Origin of the sequence: Primorskyibacter sp. S87 (assembly GCF_049801055.1) — a bacterium.
Lineage (GTDB): Bacteria > Pseudomonadota > Alphaproteobacteria > Rhodobacterales > Rhodobacteraceae > JBNAGF01.
Map to the genome: position 1 here is coordinate 165,039 of NZ_JBNAGF010000007.1, position 18,510 is coordinate 183,548.

Consider the following 18,510-nt stretch of genomic DNA (forward strand, 5'->3'; position numbering starts at 1 on the left):
CGGATGCAGATTATCCGGGCGAGTCCGTATCACGGGCGGCGGCCAACTACCTTGCACGCGCCGTCGTGAGCGAAGCCTTGGAAAACGCTGTTTGCGCGCAAATTCCCGGACCTCCTCGAATCGCTCGCGGGTGACGGAACGTGCATCGACCTTCGGACAGCACTTCTCCTTCGCAGGGCAGATACTGCAAACCATCTTGCTGGCGCGGTATTTGCGCCGCCCCGTCCGGGGCCGCTTGTTGCGTGGGTCCTTGTGGTATTGCCGGGTGCGCTTCAGTTCTTTCCCTTCGGGAAAAAGATACCTGTCATTGTCGGGATCCCAGGTGAAATCAGAGCGCGACCACGTTCCATCCTGACGTTTCGATTTGTTGAAGACAGGGATGAACGGCAGGATTTGTCGATCCAGCACGAGCCAGACGAGGTTCTCTGCGGAGCCGTAGGCGGTATCGGCAGTAACCCAGTCCGGCTTCAGCCCGAACCGTTCCTTGGTCCAATTAATCATCCTACGCAGCGCGCCCACTTCGGCTGTGTTAACTGATCGACTGGCCTCCACGTCGACAATGATCCCGTGATCGGTATCGATCAGGTAGTTGTCCGAATAGGCAAAGAACGCTGGACCTTTCCGGGCTGCCGTCCATAGGCCTGCAGGATCGACATGGGCCGTGAACTTCGGCTTCACCTCGCTGGCGGCCCCAAACGCTTCATCGTCGAGCACATCTAGATACTCGCGCACTGCGCGGGGAGCATCTGCAGGATCAATCTCACGAGCCGCCCAGTCCTCAGGATTACTCGAGTTCTGCTTTTGAACATCGGCACTGATCAGGCTGGCATCGACGGCGAAGCCATGACCACCAACCAACCGTTCCGCCAAGCAACGCGCGACAGTTGTCTCAAACACATGGCGCAACAAGTTGCTCTCGCGGAAGCGACCGTGGCGGTTCTTTGAAAAGGTCGAATGGTCCGGGATGCGATCCGTCAGGTCGAGGCGGCAAAACCAGCGGTACGCCAGGTTGAGGTGCACCTCTTCACAGAGCCGTCGTTCTGACCGGATGCCGAAGCAGTACCCAACCAACAGCATCCGGATCAGCAGTTCAGGATCGACTGATGGGCGACCCGTGTGGCTGTAGAAATCCGCAAGGTGTGCCCGGATGGTGCTCAGGTCGACGAACCGATCAATCGACCGCAGCAGGTGATCATGCGGAACATGCTCCTCCAGCGAGAACTGGTAGAACAAGGCCGATTGCACCTCTTGCCTCCGTCCCATCATCGCAAACCCTCCCGCCCGTCAAGAGAATTGAATCAGTCGCTGGCGACCCGATCAAGGGAGAGTTTTTCAACGGAAACCGGACATTGCCGTCGTTCGAAAGCCATATCCCCGAGTGCAGTGAGGCAGTACTAGAAACTTCAGGTTTTCTGGACTCCTGACGCTTTGTCATATTTACTGACATAATGTCAAAAAGTGCCAAGCCCGTTTCTACAACACATCCATCTTCGCGTCACATGCTGCCAAGCAAGGCCGCGTTGACCCGCTCGGCTATCCTTGACGCTGGAAGCGCGTTTTTAGAGACCCGACCGTTTAGAGATTTGACGGTTGGCACTCTAATGGCAGCCACAGAATACAGCCGTCCGACGTTCTACCTCTATTTCAATGATCTGCATGGATTGTTGGAAACGCTCTTGGACGAAGTTAAGGGCGGCATCGTCGAAGGGGCTCAAACGTGGCTGTCAAACGAAAGTGACGGGGTATCAGATTTGCAAAAGAGCCTGAGTTCACTTGTCGATGTTGGCTATGAGCATGGGACTATTCTCAAAGCGGTCTCGGATGCCGCGCCGAGCGACGAAAGACTTGAACACGTTTGGGAGACCTTCCTGAAGTCATTTGACGAGGTGGTTACAGCACGCATCAAGCAGGACCAAGCCATTGGTGTCACTCCGGAGTTTGATGCTCTTCCAGTTGCACGTGCCTTGAACCGAATGGATGCCGGCATTTTGATCAATGCGTTTGGTGCGCATCCAAAGGCTGAGAAAGAGGAAGTTCGATCCGCCATCACACGTATTTGGCTGGCTGCGCTTTACCCGTTCGACGCGCAATTCGTTATTGGAAACAAAAGCGATGGGAGCGCTTAAATTCTTCAGCAGTCAGTCTTTGAACAACAGTTAATTTTTGTCCAAATCAAGGGAGAGAAAGATCTATGAAACTCAGAAATCGGCTTGCAGGTATTACCTGCTTTGCAGCCATAATTGGAGGATTGGGGCTGTCACCCGTCTGGGCACAAGAAGTTTCGAAAATGGAGATGACGACTGTCATACCCGAAGGGATAACGACACCGGACAACATCCAGACGAGGGTCGGCGAGCTTAACTTTTTTGACGGTGTGCCGGATGTGGAATCCGCTCAGAAGGTTTACAACCTTCTGGACTTTACACACGCGTATCAAGCTTTTCTTGACGGCACCAAAATTGCTTCGATGGATGCGATCCGAAAGGGAATTCTTGAATTCGGACCTGCGAATACAACGGCCGTTCTGTTCGAAGGGCTGATGGATTCAAAAGCGCTGTTTCTGACGGCCAACACAACCAGCGTCTATATGTTCTCATGGCTGGAACTCGGGGACGAACCGATGGTGATCGAAACACCACCGAATGTGCTTGGGTTTATTAACGATCACTGGTTCAGATACGTGATCGACTTTGGCAACCTTGGCCCAGACGAAGGACAAGGTGGTAAGTTTCTTGTGCTACCGCCAGGCTATGACGGCGAAGTACCAGAGGGATATCACGTCGCTCGTACGAACACCTATGGCAACTGGGTGTTATGGCGCGGTTATCAAAAAGACGGAACAACCGATTTGGCAATCAGCCAGACCAAGGACATGTTCCGCATGTATCCGCTCTCTCAAAAGGACAATCCGCCTGAAATGACTTTCGTAAACGCGTCAGGAAAGGAGATGAATACAATCCACCGGATGGATGCAGAGATATTCAACGAGATCAATGACGTGGTTCAGGCCGAACCTCTGATGGGCGAAAATCCTGAACTGCTTGGTCACCTCGCGGCCATCGGTATCGTGAAGGGCCAGCCTTTTGAACCCGATGAGAGAATGCAAGCCATCCTGGACGCGGCTGCCAAAGCAGGCTCGGTTACAGTCAAAACGATTATCTCCAAACCAAAAGATGAGCGGTTCTATTGGTATCCGGGTGAAAGTTATTGGCAAACGGCGTTTCCCGGTGGCGCATACACCTGGGAACTGGACGGCGTATCAATTCAGGATATTCGTGCCGCGTTCCATTTCTACGCGACAGGCATCACACCTGCGATGGCTTTGAAAAAAGTCGGGAAAGGCTCACAATATGCCTTCACCTACGTCGATTCTAACGGCAATCCTCTGGATGGCAGCAGGACCTATAAGGTCAACGTTCCTGCCAACGTACCAGCGAAAGACTTCTGGTCTTTTACATTGTACGACAACCAGACGCGCTCAATGCTTCAAACAGACGCGCAGTTCCCGGCCATCGGTAGCAACGACACAGGTGTTGTTCAGAACGAGGACGGATCGTACGACATCTACTTTGCGCCTGAGGCTCCTGAAGGAAAGGAGAGCAATTGGGTTCAAACTGTGCCGGGCAAAGGCTGGAACACAATCTTCCGTCTTTACGGTCCACTTGAATCATGGTTCGACCAGACATGGCGTCCGGGAGACATTGAACTGGTTGAATACGCTTCCTCAGAGGCGTCATCAAACACCGAAACCGCCAAAGACATTTCACTGCGCATAGCGGTCGATGGACGCGTGGCGGTGTACGGCGTTCAGTTTGATACCGGCTCCACTTCAATCCTGCCGGGTTCGGAAGATACCTTGGCTGCGATTGCCGAAATGATGTCCGAGCTACCGGATCTCAAAATTGCGGTGGTCGGTCATACAGACAATGTTGGTGGCTATGACAGCAATCTTGACCTCTCCAAACAGCGTGCTGACGCCGTTGTTGCCGATCTGATCAACACTTACGGCATCGACAGCGCGCGTCTGTTCGCCGCGGGTGCAAGCTTCCTTGCCCCTATTGCAAGCAACGAAACAGAAGAAGGGCGTGCGCTAAATCGACGTGTAGAACTCGTCAGAGCTCCCTAAAAAATGGTGAACGGGGCGCGCTAGCGCGTCCCGTTCAAAACTTTGGTTCGATGCAACCCAAAAAATTTTGAAGTCTTGAGCCAAGGCACGTCATTGTTTGTCGGGCCGACCTGTCGATCAAGTCGGATTTTTGCAAGACGCCCAGAATTCGTTTGGACTGCTTTGGGCTGATGCTGTTGAAAAACTCCTGCTTGATTGAGATTTAACAGGCAGATTCACTTCCAACATTGATGGAGGTGGTTTGCGATGATGGGACCGAGGCAAGAGGCGCAAGGCGCGCTGTTCTACGAGTTTCACTGGAAGATCATGTGCCGCTGGATCACCTTCTGCGGTCCATCGACCGGTTTGTCGATTTGGGTGGCATGCGCCGCCATCTTGCCCCTTTCTACAGCTCGACAGGAAGGCCCTCAGTCGATCCCGAGTTGATGATCCGGATGCTGATAATGGGTTATGCCATGGGCATCCTGTCGGAGCGGGGGTTGTGCGAAGAGGTGCATCTGAACCTGGCGTATCGCTGGTTTTGCCGCCTTGATCTGACCGATCCGGTGCCGGATCGCTCGACCTTTTCGAAGAACAGGCACGGACGGTTCCGTGAGAGCAACCTCTTCCGGCGTCTCTTCGAGGAAGTGCTGACACGCTGCATTGCGGAGGGCCTGGTGGGAGGTGAGAGCTTTGGAGCGGACGCCTCACTCATCAAGGCAGATGCCAGCCGCTATACTAAGGTGGACTTCGCTTAGTGGTCGGTAGCCGGCGTTGCAAATCGGGCGACGCAGGAATACCTCAGCATGCTCGATGATGCGGCCTTCGGTGCAGTGACACCAGTAAAGCCGAAGGCAATCTCTCCCGCCGACCCGGCAGCGCGACTGACCGGGGCCAATGGCGACAGACCTTTCTTCGCTTACAGCACCAACTACCTTGTCGATCTGGACAATGCGGTCATCGTGGATATCGAGGCCACCGCACCGATCCGGCAGGTCGAGGTTGATGCAGTGCGCGACATGCTGGTGAGAACGCGGAACCGTCCTGTTCGCGAAGTGCACAATCCAAGGGCAAGCCCTGGATCTTCCGCCGGTTGCGCTGGACACCATCATCGATCTCAGTGAACAGCTTTTGACCCTGCACGAGCGGGTGCTCTGATAGGGTCGCAAGTTAACACAGGCGTCCAAATCCGAACCCCGGATCGCTTTGCTTCAGACGATCCCCGGCATTGGATCGATCACAGCGTCGGCCATCGTCGCGACGGTTGGCAGCGCGGCACAGTTCAGGTGCGGCAGGGATTTCTCCGCATGGTTGCGCCTGACGCCGATCAACCGTTCGACCGGAGGCAAAGAGCGGCTGGGCCGCATATCGAAGATGGGCGACCGCTACATTCGCCACCTGATGGTCGTTGGCATGACCTCCCGTATGAAACAGATCAAGAGCGCGCCTGAACGATTTGATCCTTGGTTTACGGAGCTCTTGGAGCGCAAACCCGCCAAGCTTGCGGCAGTGGCCATGGCGAACAAAACAGCGCGGATCATCTGGGCTGTACTCACGCGCAACGAACCCTACAGGATCAGGACAGTCTGACATCGGAAGAAAAAAGAAACAGAGATAGCAAGACCAATGAAGTGATGGCAAATGCGTCAGCCGTAATCCCAAGACACCCCGGGCTTTGTCCAGGACAACTTATGTCCGTTTGCGAGAATGGGGACTTGGGCCGCGGAAACCATCAGGGCCAGCGGTCACATGCACCGCGTCGAAAGGCCGAACACAAGACCGCTTCTGACAAAATGCCAATTACCTCAAAAATGTCTTGCTTTGCAGGAGCCATCCACACAAGACAAAGCGGCATCAATGCCGCCCTTCGGCGTTTCGTCTTGCCAGATCCAGATGCGCACCTTAAGCGCCCGCTGCGGCATCAAACCCTTGCAACACATTCACCGCGTTGACGCCGATTTCGTCCACATCATAACCGCCTTCCATGATGAAATGCGTGGGCAGGTTCGCTGCAGCGATGTCTGCTCCCATCGTCTTGAAATCATCGCTCTTGAGCTTGAAAAAGCTGATTGGGTCGGTTTCAAACGTATCGACACCCAGCGAAATGATCAGCACATCGGGTTTGTAATCGGCAATACGCTCGAGCCCTTTTGCCATCGCGGCGCGCCAGACATCAAAAGGTGTGCCGGGGGGCATGGGGAAATTCAGATTGAACCCGTCACCCTTGCCGGTGCCATTCTCTCTTGCATGGCCAAGGTGGTAGGGGAAGGTCTCGTGCGGGTCTCCGTGCAGCGAGACAAACAGCACATCATCGCGGTCATAGAAGATGTCCTGCGTTCCGTTGCCGTGGTGGAAATCAACGTCGAGAATGGCGATGCGGCCCGCGCCTTTGTCCAGGAAATGCTGCGCGCTGATGGCCGCGTTGTTCAGGAAGCAATAGCCGCCATACATGTCCGCCGTTGCGTGGTGGCCGGGGGGGCGGCAGAGCGAAAAGACGCTGCGTGCGCCGTCTCGGATGCGTTCTGCGCCCGTCAATGCCACCTGAGCGCTGGCATAGGCAGCTTCCCATGTGCCTTCAGTCAGGCTGGTCTCGCCAGCGAGCGCGTAGTAGCCGAGCTGCCCTTCGATGAAGTTCGGGCGGATGTTGGACATGCGCCTCGCGACCCATGTGGTCGGGATCGCCTCGCCCTCGAAGCCTTCGGCCTTCCAGCGGGCGGCGGCAGTCTTGAGGAATTCGGTAAAGTGGTCTTCGTGGATGGCGTGGATCGGGTCCATACCGAAATCATCGGGGTCTGACACGGGGCCAAGCCGGACTTTGCGCACCCGGTCGATCACATATTCGGCGCGGCTCGGGCGTTCATGGGGTTGGACGAGTTTGCCGCCGAAGAGCTCTGTCTTGGCATCACGCAATTTGTGTTTTTCGGTGTAGATCGTTTCCATCGCCATGCTCCCCGCTGAAAAAGAGAAACGGGCCACGCGGTCTGCGCGGCCCGAAACGTCACATGCTTATTTCTTGAGGTTGGTCCAGATGCGGTCGTAGACGGCCTGAACCTCTTCTGAACATGTCTCGACGAAAACGCCTTCGATGCCGGCGGGCGGGTTGCCCTCAGGTTCGTCTGCCAATGTAGGGTCGTGGAACTCCTCCGATCCTTTGACCGCATCGCGGTAGCGCGCGAAGTTGGTCACGGCTGCGATGTTTTCAGGCTCCAGCAGGAAATCCATAAATAGGATCGCGTTTTCGCGGTTCGGGGCGTCTTTGAGCAGCACAACGCTGTCCATCCAGTTGACCCAACCTTGTTTGGGGAAGGCATATTGAAGCGTATCGCGCGATTCAGCTGCCTTGGCTGCGTATCCGTTGAAGATCATACCTGCTGCAACATCACCTGCGGCCAGAACCTCTTTTGCCGTGTCGGAGTTGAACGACGCCCAATGCGGCTTGGCGGCTTGAAGCATCGCGTCCAGCGCCTTGAGCTGCTCGCGATCGGTGGAACACTGCGGGATGCCCATGTGAACCGCCGCCAGAGCCAGCACTTCGCCCTGGCTGTCGATCATGTTGATCTTGCCCTGCAATTCAGCCGGAGGGTTGAAGATGATGTCCGTTGTGTTGATGTCGCCGTCATAGGCTGCGGTATCGACCGAAAAGCTCGTTGTGCCGCCCTGGTAGGGGATCGAGTGTTTGAGGCCCGGGTCATAAGCGGGGTCGGTGAACTCTGCCTTGACGTTGCCAAGGTTCTTGCGCGCGCCTTCGGCGATCTCGTCGGCCATACCTTCCGCGATCAGGATAGAGACCATGTAATCGGTGGGCACAACCACGTCATAAGTGCCCATCGCGCCGGCCTTGAGTGTTGCCAACATGGATTCGTTGGAATCGTAGGTGTCCATGACAACCTCGACATCATGCTCGGCCGCGAACTTGTCGAGAAGCTCCTGCGGAATGTATTCGAACCAGTGATAGATCGACAGCTTGCCTTCGGCATGGGCCGTGCCCGCTGCCAGAACCAGAGCAGCGGCTGCAACGGTTGATGTGCGGAACTTTTTCATGTTGGTCTCCCTGTTTTTCATGACTTGTCTTCGCCTGACTTGCTGACGAAGTAGGAAATCGTGACCATCACGATCGAGAATGCGAGAAGCATGGTCGAGATGGCCATGATGTTGGGCTTGATGCCCTGTTTGACGGCACCAAAGATGGCGGTCGGCAATGTTTCGACGCCTGCACCTTTCACGAAATTTGTGATGATGAAGTCGTCGAGAGAAATGATGAAAGCGAGCAGGAAGCCCGAAATGATGCCGGGCATCATCAAGGGCATCAGGATCTTGGTGAAAGCCTGCCGTTTGGTGGCGTAAAGATCCATCGCCGCCTGCTCGTAGGTGTCTTCGATCCCTTGCATGCGTGCCGAAATCGGCAGGTAGGCGAAAGGAATGCAAAACGCGATGTGCGCCAGCAGGATCGTCATGATTCCGCGTTCGAACCCGATCGAATTGAAGAAGATGAGCGTGGCAACGGCTGTTACGATCTCGGGCACCATCAGCGGTAGGGAAATCAGACCGAAGGACACTGTGCGCAGCTTGAACGGACCACCGCGGATCATGCCCGTGGCGGCGAGTGTCGCGATGGCCGTGGCAACGGTTGCGGCGATGATAGCGATGACAAAGCTGTTGCGCGCCGCTAGCTTGAACTTGGCGCTTTCCGAACCGGTGAAGACATCGGCATACCACTGGAGCGAGAAGCCTTCCCAGACCACTATGGAATCGGAGGCGTTGAAACTATAGACCGCCACCACCACCAGCGGCACATAGAGGATGGTCAGGCAAAGAACGGTAACAGCGAGAAAGCCCGGGTAAGAGCGAACGTCGAATTTGCGCGTGGCCATGGCCTAGCCCTCCCGCTTTTCAGGGCGCGCCTGCTGGCGGGCGTAGAGGATCAGGATGATCAAAACGAGCGTTAGTAGGATCATCGAGGCCGCAGCACCAAAGGGCCAGTTGCCGGCGTTGCCTTTGAACTGTTCTTCGATCAGCGAGCCGATCATGAAATTCTTGGCGCCGCCCAAGAGATCGGGCGCAAGGAAGGCGCCCATGGAAGGCACGAACACCAGAATACAGCCCGCTACCACGCCGGGGCGCACGGCGGGCAGCACGATGCGGCGCAGTGTTGTGTATTTGGAGGCATAAAGATCGGACGCAGCTTCGCTGAGCGAGAAATTGTAGCGCTCGACGGCGGCATATATGGGCAGCACCATAAAGGGCAGGTAGGAGTAGAACAGCCCGACCTGCACGGCGAAGTTGGTGTTGATCATCTGAAGCGGGTTGTCGGTTAAACCTGTCCACATCAGCGCATTGTTGAGCGGCCCTTCTTCGCGCAGCATGAAGCGCATGGAAACGGTGCGGATCAGCAGGTTGACCCAATAGGGGATGGTGATCAGGAAGACCCAAAGCGGGCGGACGTTCTCTGGACGTGTCGCGATGAAATAGGCGGTGGGAAAGCCGATCAGCAAGCTGAGTAAAGTGGCCAGCCCGGCCTGCCAGATCGAGCGCCAGAAGATGGTGATATAGGTCCACTCGATGGTGCAAGGCTCATCGCCGAACAGCCCTCGATCGCAGAAAAACTGCTCGTAGGCGGCAAAGGAAAACTCCCAGATGACGCCGCCGCGGAACTCCTTTGTCAAAAAGGAGTAAACCAGCATGAGGAGGACCGGCACCAGCACCAGAATGATCAGTGTCACCCAAGCAGGCGCCAGAAGCCAGTTGCGGGCTTCTTTGTATGTGTCGCCTTGGCTGCTACCGCCGCTTGCTGCTCCGCCTGCCATCAGTCCACCAGGAGCCGCGCGGCCCCATACTCCATGTTGACAAACACATCGTTGCCAGTTTCAAAAATGCGCCGGTTGCCACGTTCGGAATTGGACGTGCGAATGCTGAACTCCGGCCCGTCCTTGAGGGTGACGATGGTCGTGATGTCGGTTCCGACGAAGACATTTTCCTTGACAGTTGCGGCCAGGCTTTCGTCTTCGACGGCCTTTTCCGACAGGAAGAGCCGTTCGGGCCGCACGGACATGTGCACCTTTGCACCTGGTTTGACTTCATCCACCGCGTCGCAGGTGAGCGCGTGCCCGCCGCCAAGGTGGCACAGGGCGCGGCCCTCGCGCACCTCGTCCATCGTGACTTCCAGAAGGTTCGTCTCGCCAATGAAATCGGCCACAAACATGTTGCGGGGGCGCTCGTAAATGTCGCGCGCTTTGCCGAGCTGCTGCAATTCACCCGCCGACATGACGGCGATGCGGTCGGACATTGTCAGCGCTTCTTCCTGATCGTGGGTGACAAAGATGAAGGTAATGCCGGTTTCGCGTTGCAGATGCTTTAGCTCCAGCTGCATCGCCTTGCGCAGCTTCAGATCAAGTGCCGAGAGCGGCTCGTCGAGCAACAAAACCTTGGGCTGCGGTGCCAGGGCGCGGGCCAGTGCGACACGCTGTTGCTGGCCGCCAGACAGTTGCGATGGCTTGCGGTTTGCAAATTGCGTGAGCTGCACAAGCTCGAGGATCTCGCCTGCGCGCTTGCGTGCCTCGGACTTGGATTTGCCGAGCATTTCGAGGCCAAAGCCCACATTCTCCATCACATTCATATGGGGAAAGAGGGCGTAGTTCTGAAATACCGTGTTCACCGGGCGCTTGTTCGGGGGAAGGTTTTCAATCTCTTCGCCATAAAGGAAAATCTCGCCCTCGGTGACGTCCTCGAACCCCGCGATCATGCGCAGCAACGTTGTCTTGCCGCAGCCCGATGGCCCCAGAAGAGTGAAAAACTCATTGTCATGGATGGAAAGGGAAATCGTTTTGAGCGCAGTGAAATCGCCGTAGCGCTTCACGGCGTTGCGCACATCAATAGCATTCGTTGTCTGCTGCGACACGTCCGGCCCCCCTGCGGTGAGTATCCGGGAACCTTATGTGGCGTTTCGTCGCCCGGTAAGCATCGTCTTCCTCAGCTTCCGTTAGGCAAAACCTAACAAGCGCCCGCAAGGATGGGATTGCTATGAAATCATGGCTTTGCGCGCAGAATTCTCAACACTGCGGTTGCCGCGATAAACAGAAACATGACCTCGATCACGATCGCCCCGAGGTTCGGCCGCGCAACAAGTGAAACCATTACAAGCGATCCGCCGAGAATGTTCCAGAGGTTGAACGCCATTTCATCGGCCTTCAGCTTGCCCCGTGTCGCAAAGTAATAGGCGACAATGATAAAGACCGAACCGAAAAGGCCGACGATGTCGGCCCAGTGCAGATCATCCATCATGCGCTCAGCTCCTTGACCACGCCGTCCAGCATCCGCTCACAGGCCTCCAGTTGGGCAAGCTCGATGAATTCGTCCGCCTTGTGGCCCTGTCCAGCCATCGAGCCGGGGCCGCAGACGATTGTGGGCACGCCGAGCGCGTCAAAAAATCCGGCCTCCGTGCCGAAGGCCACTTTCGTGGTGTCGTTCGTGCCCAGCAGCCGCGCTGCGAGCTGCGATGCCTCAGACGCCGCGGGCGCGTCGAGGCCCGGATAGGCGTTGAGCTGGGTGATCGAGACGTCAGCCCCGTCAAAGCGGTCTCGATAGTGCGCGCCTACGCGGCCCGCCACCTCCGTGATCCGCGCCATGATCATCTCCGGCGCATCACTCGCAAGATGGCGGAATTCAAATGTCAGGCTCGCGCGCTCCGGCACTATGTTCAACGCTGTGCCGCCTTCCATCTTGCCAACGTGGATTGTGCTGAAAGGCACATCATAAGCCTCATCCCGCGCGCCGTTCCGCGCAAACCAGTCCTGCACGTCGCGCAGCCCTGCGATCATGTCGGCGGCCAGATGCAGCGCGTTCACGAACCGGGGCGCAAGCGAGGAATGCCCCGCCTGTCCGGTGCACACAGCTTCCAGTGCGGCCTTGCCCTTGTGCCCAATTGCCACCTGCATCCCTGTCGGCTCGCCGACGAAGCAGGCGCGCGGACTGCCGATCAGATCAGGCACCCTGCCGATCATTTCCTGAATGCCGACGCAGCCGATTTCTTCGTCGTAAGAGAAAATGAGCTTGAGTGGTTCATTAAGGTCAGACTTTGCCGCCTGGTCTGCCGCGTGCAGCATAGAGGCGACATAGCCTTTCATATCTGTTGTGCCGCGCCCAAAGAGGCGCGTCCCCTCGCGGCTCAAGGCAAAGGGCGCGCGCGTCCAGGGCTGCCCTTCGACGGGCACGACATCGGTATGGGCCGACAAAAGCACACCATGTGGCCCCTCAGGCCCGATCTCGGCATAAAGTCCGAGTTTGCCCACCTGAGGCGAAGGCAGCGGCACGCAGCGCGCGCCGCGTGCTAAGAGGAAATCTTCGATGTAAGCGATGATTTCCGCGTTGGGTTTGGCGCTGACTGTCTCAAAACCGACAAGCCGCTCCAGTGTTTCAAGGGTCAGCGACATCGCATCAATCCAAGGCCAGTTCCGTGATTTCGCGGCGGAAGGGCAGTGCGTCACCGATGTCTTCCCCGTCCAGCTCGCGGGCATAGCGGTGGCCTGCATAGGTGGCCCATGCGATCGGGCCGGGTGCGTTGGCGTCGCCGATCAGTTTGACGGACTTGATGCCCGCATCGGCCCACTCCGCCTCGCGTTCTTTCAGCGCGTTGTAAACGCCGTTGATCTCCAGCTTGGAGGCAACGACGACCACAGCGCCGCAATCAAAGTCCTGGGTCATTCCAGTGTAGACACAATCAGATACGACATGGCCTGAGGCGATTTGGGTAACACCACGGTTGAGCACAATGTTCACGCCCATCTTAGCAAGTTTCTTGTGAATGGCATGTTGCTCCAGCGTGTTGACCGTCCAGTCGGAAAGATAAGCGGAGGGCGTGATGATTGTCACGTCACACCCTTCGGAGACCAGCAGCTCGGCCAGCACGCCGCCCATGTAGTAGTGATCGTCGTCATAGATCACCACTTTGCCGCTCGGCTTTTTGCCCGACATGATGTCATCGGGGGTAAAGATCGGCATCGCGTCATCCATCGGCATCGGCACGACATGCTGGCGGCTGACCCCATCCGCTCGCCACTTGGCGCCCGTGGCGAGACAGACATTCTCGAAACCGAACTCGAGGATGCTGTCTGCATCCAGCTCGCTGTCGAAATAGGTTTCGACATTGGGTTTCTGACTGATCTGGTATTCGCGGTAATCGACAACGCGGCCCCAAGCCGAGAGGCCGGGCAAAGCGCGTTCACGCGTCACGCGCCCGCCGATTTCGGTGCCCGCCTCGGCAATGGCCACGTCATAGCCACGTTCGGACAGCGCGCGCGCCGCCTCAAGCCCTGCGGGGCCGGAGCCCACGACAAGCACGTTTTCACTGCCACCCTTGGCATTCATCCTTTCAGGATGCCAGCCCTTGCGCCATTCTTCCATGAAAGTGGGGTTTTGCGTGCAGCGGCTGATCGACATGGTCATGTCGCCGGTGATGCAGATGTTGCAGCCGATACATTCGCGGATGTCTTCGATACGGCCTTCTTCGATCTTCTTGGGCAGGAACGGATCGGCGATCGACGGGCGCGCGCAGCCGATGAAATCCAGCGTACCGGATTTGACCATCTTCGCCATCACATCCGGCGAAGTGAAACGGCCCACGCCCACGATCGGCTTGTCCGTCAGCTCATGAATGCCGCGCACCAGCTGTTCCTGTGCGGCCTCATCCTTGAACCGCGACGGACCAGAGCAATCTTCCCAAGTGCCTTGCGCCAGATCCCAAAGATCGGGCAAATCGCGATTCATCTCGATGAAATCGCGCACTTCGGCGTTGGAAAAGCCAAGATCGCCGATGGTCTCATCGAGCGATACACGCAAGGTAATGCCCAGGGTGTCGCCAACGGCGTCTTTCATATCGGAGATCACCTCGTTCACGAACCGCGCGCGGTTTTCGAGACTTCCGCCGTATTCATCGCTGCGCTGGTTGGTGGCGCGGGAGAGGAAATGCTGGAAGATCCCGAAGCCATGCGCGCCATAAAGGCAGATCAGATCAAAGCCTGCATCCCTGCTTCGCCTGGCTGCATTTACAAACCAGCGGCGCAGGTCGCGGATGTCGGATTTGTCGAGCGCGCGGGCCTGCACGGGATCGTTGGTAAAGGTGCGAATGGGGGCGGCAGAAACGGCCAGCGGGACTTCCTTGGTATAAAGGTTCGGGCCGTTGATTCCCGAGTAGGCTAGTTGAATGCCCGCAAGCGCGCCATGTTCCTTCATCTTCTCCGACATATTGCGCAACATCGGGATGTCCTTGTCTTCCCAAAGGCGCAGCTCGATGAAGGGCGTTATCTCCGAGGTGTGGTGCATCTCGCACTGCTCGGTAAACACAACGCCCCAGCCGCCTTGTGATTTTATCCCGCGCATCTCTGCTGCAGCCGATGGGTCACGATAGCCCCCGCCATTGCAATGCGGCACCTGATAGAACCTGTTCTTCGATGTGACAGGTCCGATATCCATCGGCTCGAACAAGATATCATAGCGGGGATCGCGCATGGGGATGGCTCCTGAAAACTGGCTTTCTGGCAAGCTAGCGCGCAGGACGGGCAGGCGACAGACAGCGATACTAAATCCCTGATTAGGGCAGGACTAACGCGCAAGCTTGGGTCAGTCAGCCCGTGTTGAGACCGACGATACGCCCGCTCTGGTGCTCGGACTTGCAATGCTCGATGAAGGCGCGGATCACGCTGACGCTGTCTGCTTCGCGCGATGACAATAGGCCCATCTGCATCGGACGCACCTCGCCTTCGAGAGGGACGAAATGCAGGGGTTTGCCGTCGGGCGAGAGGTCATTCAAGGGGCGCACATTGGCGATGGAATACCCGAACCCGTTGGCCACAAGGCTGCGCATCACGGCCATATCGCGTGTGCGTTCGGCGATGATTGGCTTGCGCCCGGCTGCGCCGAAGAAAGAGAGGAAGTATTCCGAACTGAAGGGCAGGTCGAGCAACACCATCGGATGGGGCAAAAGGTCTTGCACGGTGACGCTGCTGCGTCCGACAAGCGAATGCCCCGCGCCCAGTATGGCATAGGGCGGCAGCGAGGCGATCGGCTCGAACTTGAGATCGCTCGGCAGTTCTAGATCGTAGGTGATGGCGACATCTATCTCGCTCTGCCGCAGCTTGCTGAAGATCTGCGCCTGATCCAGCTCATGCTGCTTGACGCGCACGGTGGGATAGAGCTTCTCGAAACTGGCCCTGAGGGAGGGCAGGACAACTTGAGAAAAGGTCAACAGCCCACCGATGGAAAGCGGGCCTTGCACATTGCCAGAAATGTCGCCTGCGAGGTCGATCAGTTTTTCGGCGTTCTGCAATACGATCTTGACTTGCTTGAGCATTTCGCGGCCCGCTGTCGTGAGCGATAGTCCTTGCGCGTGCTGGCGCACGAAAAGCGGCAGGCCGAATTCTTGCTCAAGTTGGTTGATCGCCGCCGAGATAGAGGGCGAGGACACATTGACCTTTTCGGCGGCCAGCGCAATGCTGCCCATCTCGCCAACTGCAACGAAATATTCCAATTGGCGCAGGGTGAAGCGCAGCATGAGAGATTATCCTTCGGCGTCAGGCCTTATACTTGATCCAGATTGTTTTGAGCGCTGTGTATTTGTCAAACGAATGCAAGGACAGATCGCGCCCGAAGCCTGATTGCTTCATACCGCCAAAGGGGGTTTGTGCAGAGAGCGCATCGACGGTGTTCACCGAAACTGTTCCCACATGAAGATTGTCCGCTATGCGGCAGGCGCGGCTCAGGTTGTCGGTCCAGACTGAGGCGGCAAGACCATAGATGGACTCGTTGGCCATGCTCACCGCCTCATCTTCGGTATCAAAGGCAATGACAGACAGCACTGGCCCAAAGATTTCATCGCGCGCAAGCGGATTTTCTTGCGTGACCTCGTCGAAAATCGTGGGCTGAACAAAGCATCCTTTGCCATCCACCGTGACACGCGCGCCACCTGTCACGAGGTTTGCCGAAGTTTTGCCCTCTTCGACAAATTGCATGATGCTTGCGGTTTGCTTTTCATCGACAATCGCGCCCATCTTCGAGGCGGGATCAAGCGGATCGCCCGGCTGCATCGCATCGGCGCGCTCTTTGAGCATGGCGACAAAGTCGTCTTTTATGGCGCGCTCCACATAGAGCCGCGAGTTGGCCGAGCAGACCTCGCCCTGATTGAAGAAGATGCCGAATGCCGCCATATCGGCTGCCGTTTCAAGATTGTCGCAATCGGCGAACACGATGTTAGGGCTTTTGCCGCCCGTTTCGGGCCAGACCTGCTTGAGGTTGGATTGGCCGGAGTATTCCATGAACTTCCTGCCGATGGCGGTTGAGCCAGTGAAGGCAAGGCAATCCACATCCATATGCAGCCCCAGCGCGCGGCCTGCGATGTGCCCAAAGCCCGGAACAACGTTGAACACCCCGTCGGGCACGCCTGCTTCGGCGGCCAGTTCGGCAAGGCGCAAGGCAGACAGCGGGGATTGTTCGGCGGGCTTCAAGACGACCGAGTTGCCTGCGGCCAAAGCCGCCGCCGCTTTCCATGTGGCCATGTCGAGCGGGAAATTCCAAGGCGTGACCGCGCCGACCACACCCAAAGACACCCGGCGCACCAGCGCAAGATCTCCGGGGCCTGTCGGGGCCACTTCATCATAAACCTTGTCAATGGCTTCGGCATACCACTGGAAGAAATGTGCAGAGCCGGGGGCATCGACGGTCACGGCATCGGTGATCAGCTTGCCCATATCCAGACTGTCGAGCAGAGCCATTTCCGCAAGGTTTTTGCGGATCAGATCAGCGAGCTTCAACATGACCGCCTTGCGGTCACCGGGGGGCATGCGCGACCAGTGGCCCGCCTCGAAAGCGCGCCTTGCCGATGCAACTGCGCGGTTGATATCCTCTGCATCGCCTTCCGCCACCTGAGCCAAAACCGTCCCCGTCGCAGGGTTCACACTGTCAAAGGTCTTGCCAGAAGCCGCATCCACAAACCTGCCGTCGATAAAGGCCTGGCACCGGAAATCGAGCCCGGATGCGCGGGTTTTCCACTCCTGGTGGGTGTGATCAAGCATGTTGGTTCCTTTGTTCAATCGTCGCCGGGCACGCCGTAGGAAGGTGCCTCCTGCGGATCAAGAGCGCGCTGGATGTAAGCGTCGAGCTGGGGCTTGTAGACATCCCAAGCCGTAGCGATTGCCTCGATTGGGCAGTCTTCGGTCCAGTCGCAGCGCAGATCGGCTACAGGCCAGCTGACCTTGTCTGCGATCTGTAGACCTGCGGAATGCACGGGCCCGGCTTCGCCACCCGCTGCCAGCCCTGCGCGCAGCGCGGCAATCAAACGGTCGCCTATGTGGCCCGTGGCGGCGAGATAGCCTTCCACGATGGCCTGAGGCACAGCATCATTGGCCAGCAGGTTGCCGCCTGATGCCACATTCTCGGCCTGCGCCTGCGTCCAGATTCCCAGCGAGTTGGGACCGGAGTGAATGGCCGTCTGGCCGTTCTTGTCCACGGCCAAAACCTGCCGGTATTCGATGCAACGGCCTTGATCGCGCACACCTGCAATGGTCTCGGCCGCAGTCATGCCACCCTGCATCAGATCCAGCGCGAGCGGCCCCAGTGTCGGGTCAGTCACATTCTGGGAGGCCACTGCGCCAACGCCTGCCCGCGTGTAGGAACAGCGCGCCGCAACGGCAGGCGAAGACGACGAGATAGCGACACCGAACATACCTGTGTCGGAGCAGCGGGCCACAAGCGAGAACGTCATTCCGGAATCACCGCTGTGCCGTCAATCTCGACCAGCCATTCAGGGCGCGCCAGGGCTTGCACGACCAACCCTGTCGAAACGGGGTGCACGCCTTTGATGTATTCCCCCATGGTGCGATAGACGGCCTCGCGATGGCGCACATCTGTGATATAGACCACGACCTTGACCAGATGTTCCATCTGGCCGCCAGCTTCCTCGATCAGTTGCTTGATGTTCTGCATCACCTTGTGGGTCTGCGCTACAGGGTCGTGACTGTCCAGGTTTACGGCATCATCAAGATTTTGCGGGCATTGGCCGCGCAGCCAGACCGTTTTGCCGCCTTGGGTGACAACAGCCTGACACAGATCGTTGTCGAGGTTCTGCTCGGGGTAGGTGTCCGATGTGTTGAACTTTCGAATTCGGGTATGGGTCATGCCAGCTCCCTCTTTATGTGTGACGGACCAACAAGAGGTCGTATGTCGGCTTTCAGGCGTAGCGTCAGGAATATTTGAATTGATGCAATGAAAAAGCACGGAGTCCCTCATTTGCGATTAGGGTGTGCCTAAGCAGGCTTCGGCCGGGTGAGGATTTCCCGGCTTTAGGTTCAGCCTAAGCAGTGCTGAATGAATTACTGTTTTCGCAACTGACGCGCGCCCCCTACGGTCGGAGCAAGTTGAAA

General features: G+C 57.3%; 15 protein-coding genes and 2 pseudogenes. 4 read left to right on the forward strand and 13 right to left on the reverse strand.

Annotated features, from left to right (window positions below; genetic code table 11):
• Positions 1-93 precede the first annotated feature (93 nt).
• Positions 94-1,266: pseudogene (locus tag ACP15U_RS13680) on the reverse strand (transposase); the annotation flags it as partial.
• A 335-nt stretch (positions 1,267-1,601) separates the two neighbouring features.
• Between ACP15U_RS13680 and ACP15U_RS13685 the strand changes: the two are divergent.
• The 4 genes and pseudogenes from ACP15U_RS13685 to ACP15U_RS13700 all read left to right on the forward strand — a co-directional run bounded on the left by ACP15U_RS13685 (position 1,602) and on the right by ACP15U_RS13700 (position 5,695).
• Positions 1,602-2,126 carry a TetR/AcrR family transcriptional regulator gene (locus tag ACP15U_RS13685; RefSeq protein ID WP_425045702.1) on the forward strand — a complete coding sequence of 175 codons (525 nt, stop codon included), beginning with the start codon at positions 1,602-1,604 and terminating at the stop codon, positions 2,124-2,126.
• A 65-nt stretch (positions 2,127-2,191) separates the two neighbouring features.
• A complete protein-coding gene (locus ACP15U_RS13690; RefSeq protein ID WP_425045703.1) occupies positions 2,192-4,126 on the forward strand; it encodes a DUF1214 domain-containing protein in 1,935 nt (644 codons plus the stop codon).
• 246 nt (positions 4,127-4,372) lie between these two features.
• Positions 4,373-5,136, forward strand: a pseudogene (locus ACP15U_RS13695) (transposase); the annotation flags it as partial.
• Positions 5,137-5,311: 175 nt separating this feature from the next.
• Positions 5,312-5,695, forward strand: coding sequence for a transposase (locus tag ACP15U_RS13700; RefSeq protein WP_425045704.1), 384 nt, complete (start codon positions 5,312-5,314; stop codon positions 5,693-5,695).
• Between the two features lie 312 nt (positions 5,696-6,007).
• Here the strand turns inward: ACP15U_RS13700 and ACP15U_RS13705 are convergent, their stop codons facing one another.
• From ACP15U_RS13705 to ACP15U_RS13760, 12 genes are all read right to left on the reverse strand, one after another.
• Positions 6,008-7,045, reverse strand: a complete 1,038-nt coding sequence (locus tag ACP15U_RS13705) for a histone deacetylase family protein (RefSeq protein ID WP_425045705.1) — start codon at positions 7,043-7,045, stop codon at positions 6,008-6,010.
• 66 nt (positions 7,046-7,111) lie between these two features.
• Positions 7,112-8,146, reverse strand: coding sequence for an extracellular solute-binding protein (locus ACP15U_RS13710; protein ID WP_425045706.1), 1,035 nt, complete (start codon positions 8,144-8,146; stop codon positions 7,112-7,114).
• Between the two features lie 17 nt (positions 8,147-8,163).
• Positions 8,164-8,976: an ABC transporter permease gene (locus ACP15U_RS13715; protein ID WP_425045707.1), complete on the reverse strand. Its 813-nt coding sequence runs from the start codon at positions 8,974-8,976 to the stop codon at positions 8,164-8,166.
• 3 nt (positions 8,977-8,979) lie between these two features.
• Positions 8,980-9,909, reverse strand: coding sequence for an ABC transporter permease (locus tag ACP15U_RS13720; protein ID WP_425045708.1), 930 nt, complete (start codon positions 9,907-9,909; stop codon positions 8,980-8,982).
• A complete protein-coding gene (locus ACP15U_RS13725; protein WP_425045709.1) occupies positions 9,909-11,000 on the reverse strand; it encodes an ABC transporter ATP-binding protein in 1,092 nt (363 codons plus the stop codon). Before ACP15U_RS13725 ends, ACP15U_RS13720 begins: the two co-directional genes overlap by 1 nt.
• 128 nt (positions 11,001-11,128) lie before the next feature.
• Positions 11,129-11,383: a CBU_0592 family membrane protein gene (locus ACP15U_RS13730; RefSeq protein WP_425045710.1), complete on the reverse strand. Its 255-nt coding sequence runs from the start codon at positions 11,381-11,383 to the stop codon at positions 11,129-11,131.
• Positions 11,380-12,531, reverse strand: coding sequence for an acetylornithine deacetylase (argE, locus tag ACP15U_RS13735; RefSeq protein ID WP_425045711.1), 1,152 nt, complete (start codon positions 12,529-12,531; stop codon positions 11,380-11,382). Before argE ends, ACP15U_RS13730 begins: the two co-directional genes overlap by 4 nt.
• A 4-nt stretch (positions 12,532-12,535) precedes the next feature.
• Positions 12,536-14,605 (reverse strand): FAD-dependent oxidoreductase, encoded by a 2,070-nt coding sequence (locus tag ACP15U_RS13740; RefSeq protein ID WP_425045712.1) that lies wholly within the window; start codon positions 14,603-14,605, stop codon positions 12,536-12,538.
• Between the two features lie 115 nt (positions 14,606-14,720).
• Positions 14,721-15,647 (reverse strand): LysR family transcriptional regulator, encoded by a 927-nt coding sequence (locus tag ACP15U_RS13745; RefSeq protein WP_425045713.1) that lies wholly within the window; start codon positions 15,645-15,647, stop codon positions 14,721-14,723.
• A gap of 19 nt (positions 15,648-15,666) precedes the next feature.
• On the reverse strand, positions 15,667-17,163 hold the full coding sequence (locus ACP15U_RS13750; protein WP_425045714.1) for an aldehyde dehydrogenase: 1,497 nt from the start codon (positions 17,161-17,163) through the stop codon (positions 15,667-15,669).
• Positions 17,164-17,177: 14 nt separating this feature from the next.
• Positions 17,178-17,852, reverse strand: coding sequence for a DUF1028 domain-containing protein (locus ACP15U_RS13755; RefSeq protein WP_425045715.1), 675 nt, complete (start codon positions 17,850-17,852; stop codon positions 17,178-17,180).
• Positions 17,849-18,265, reverse strand: a complete 417-nt coding sequence (locus tag ACP15U_RS13760) for a RidA family protein (protein WP_425045716.1) — start codon at positions 18,263-18,265, stop codon at positions 17,849-17,851. The genes ACP15U_RS13755 and ACP15U_RS13760 overlap by 4 nt, the downstream gene beginning before the upstream one ends.
• Positions 18,266-18,510 lie beyond the last annotated feature (245 nt).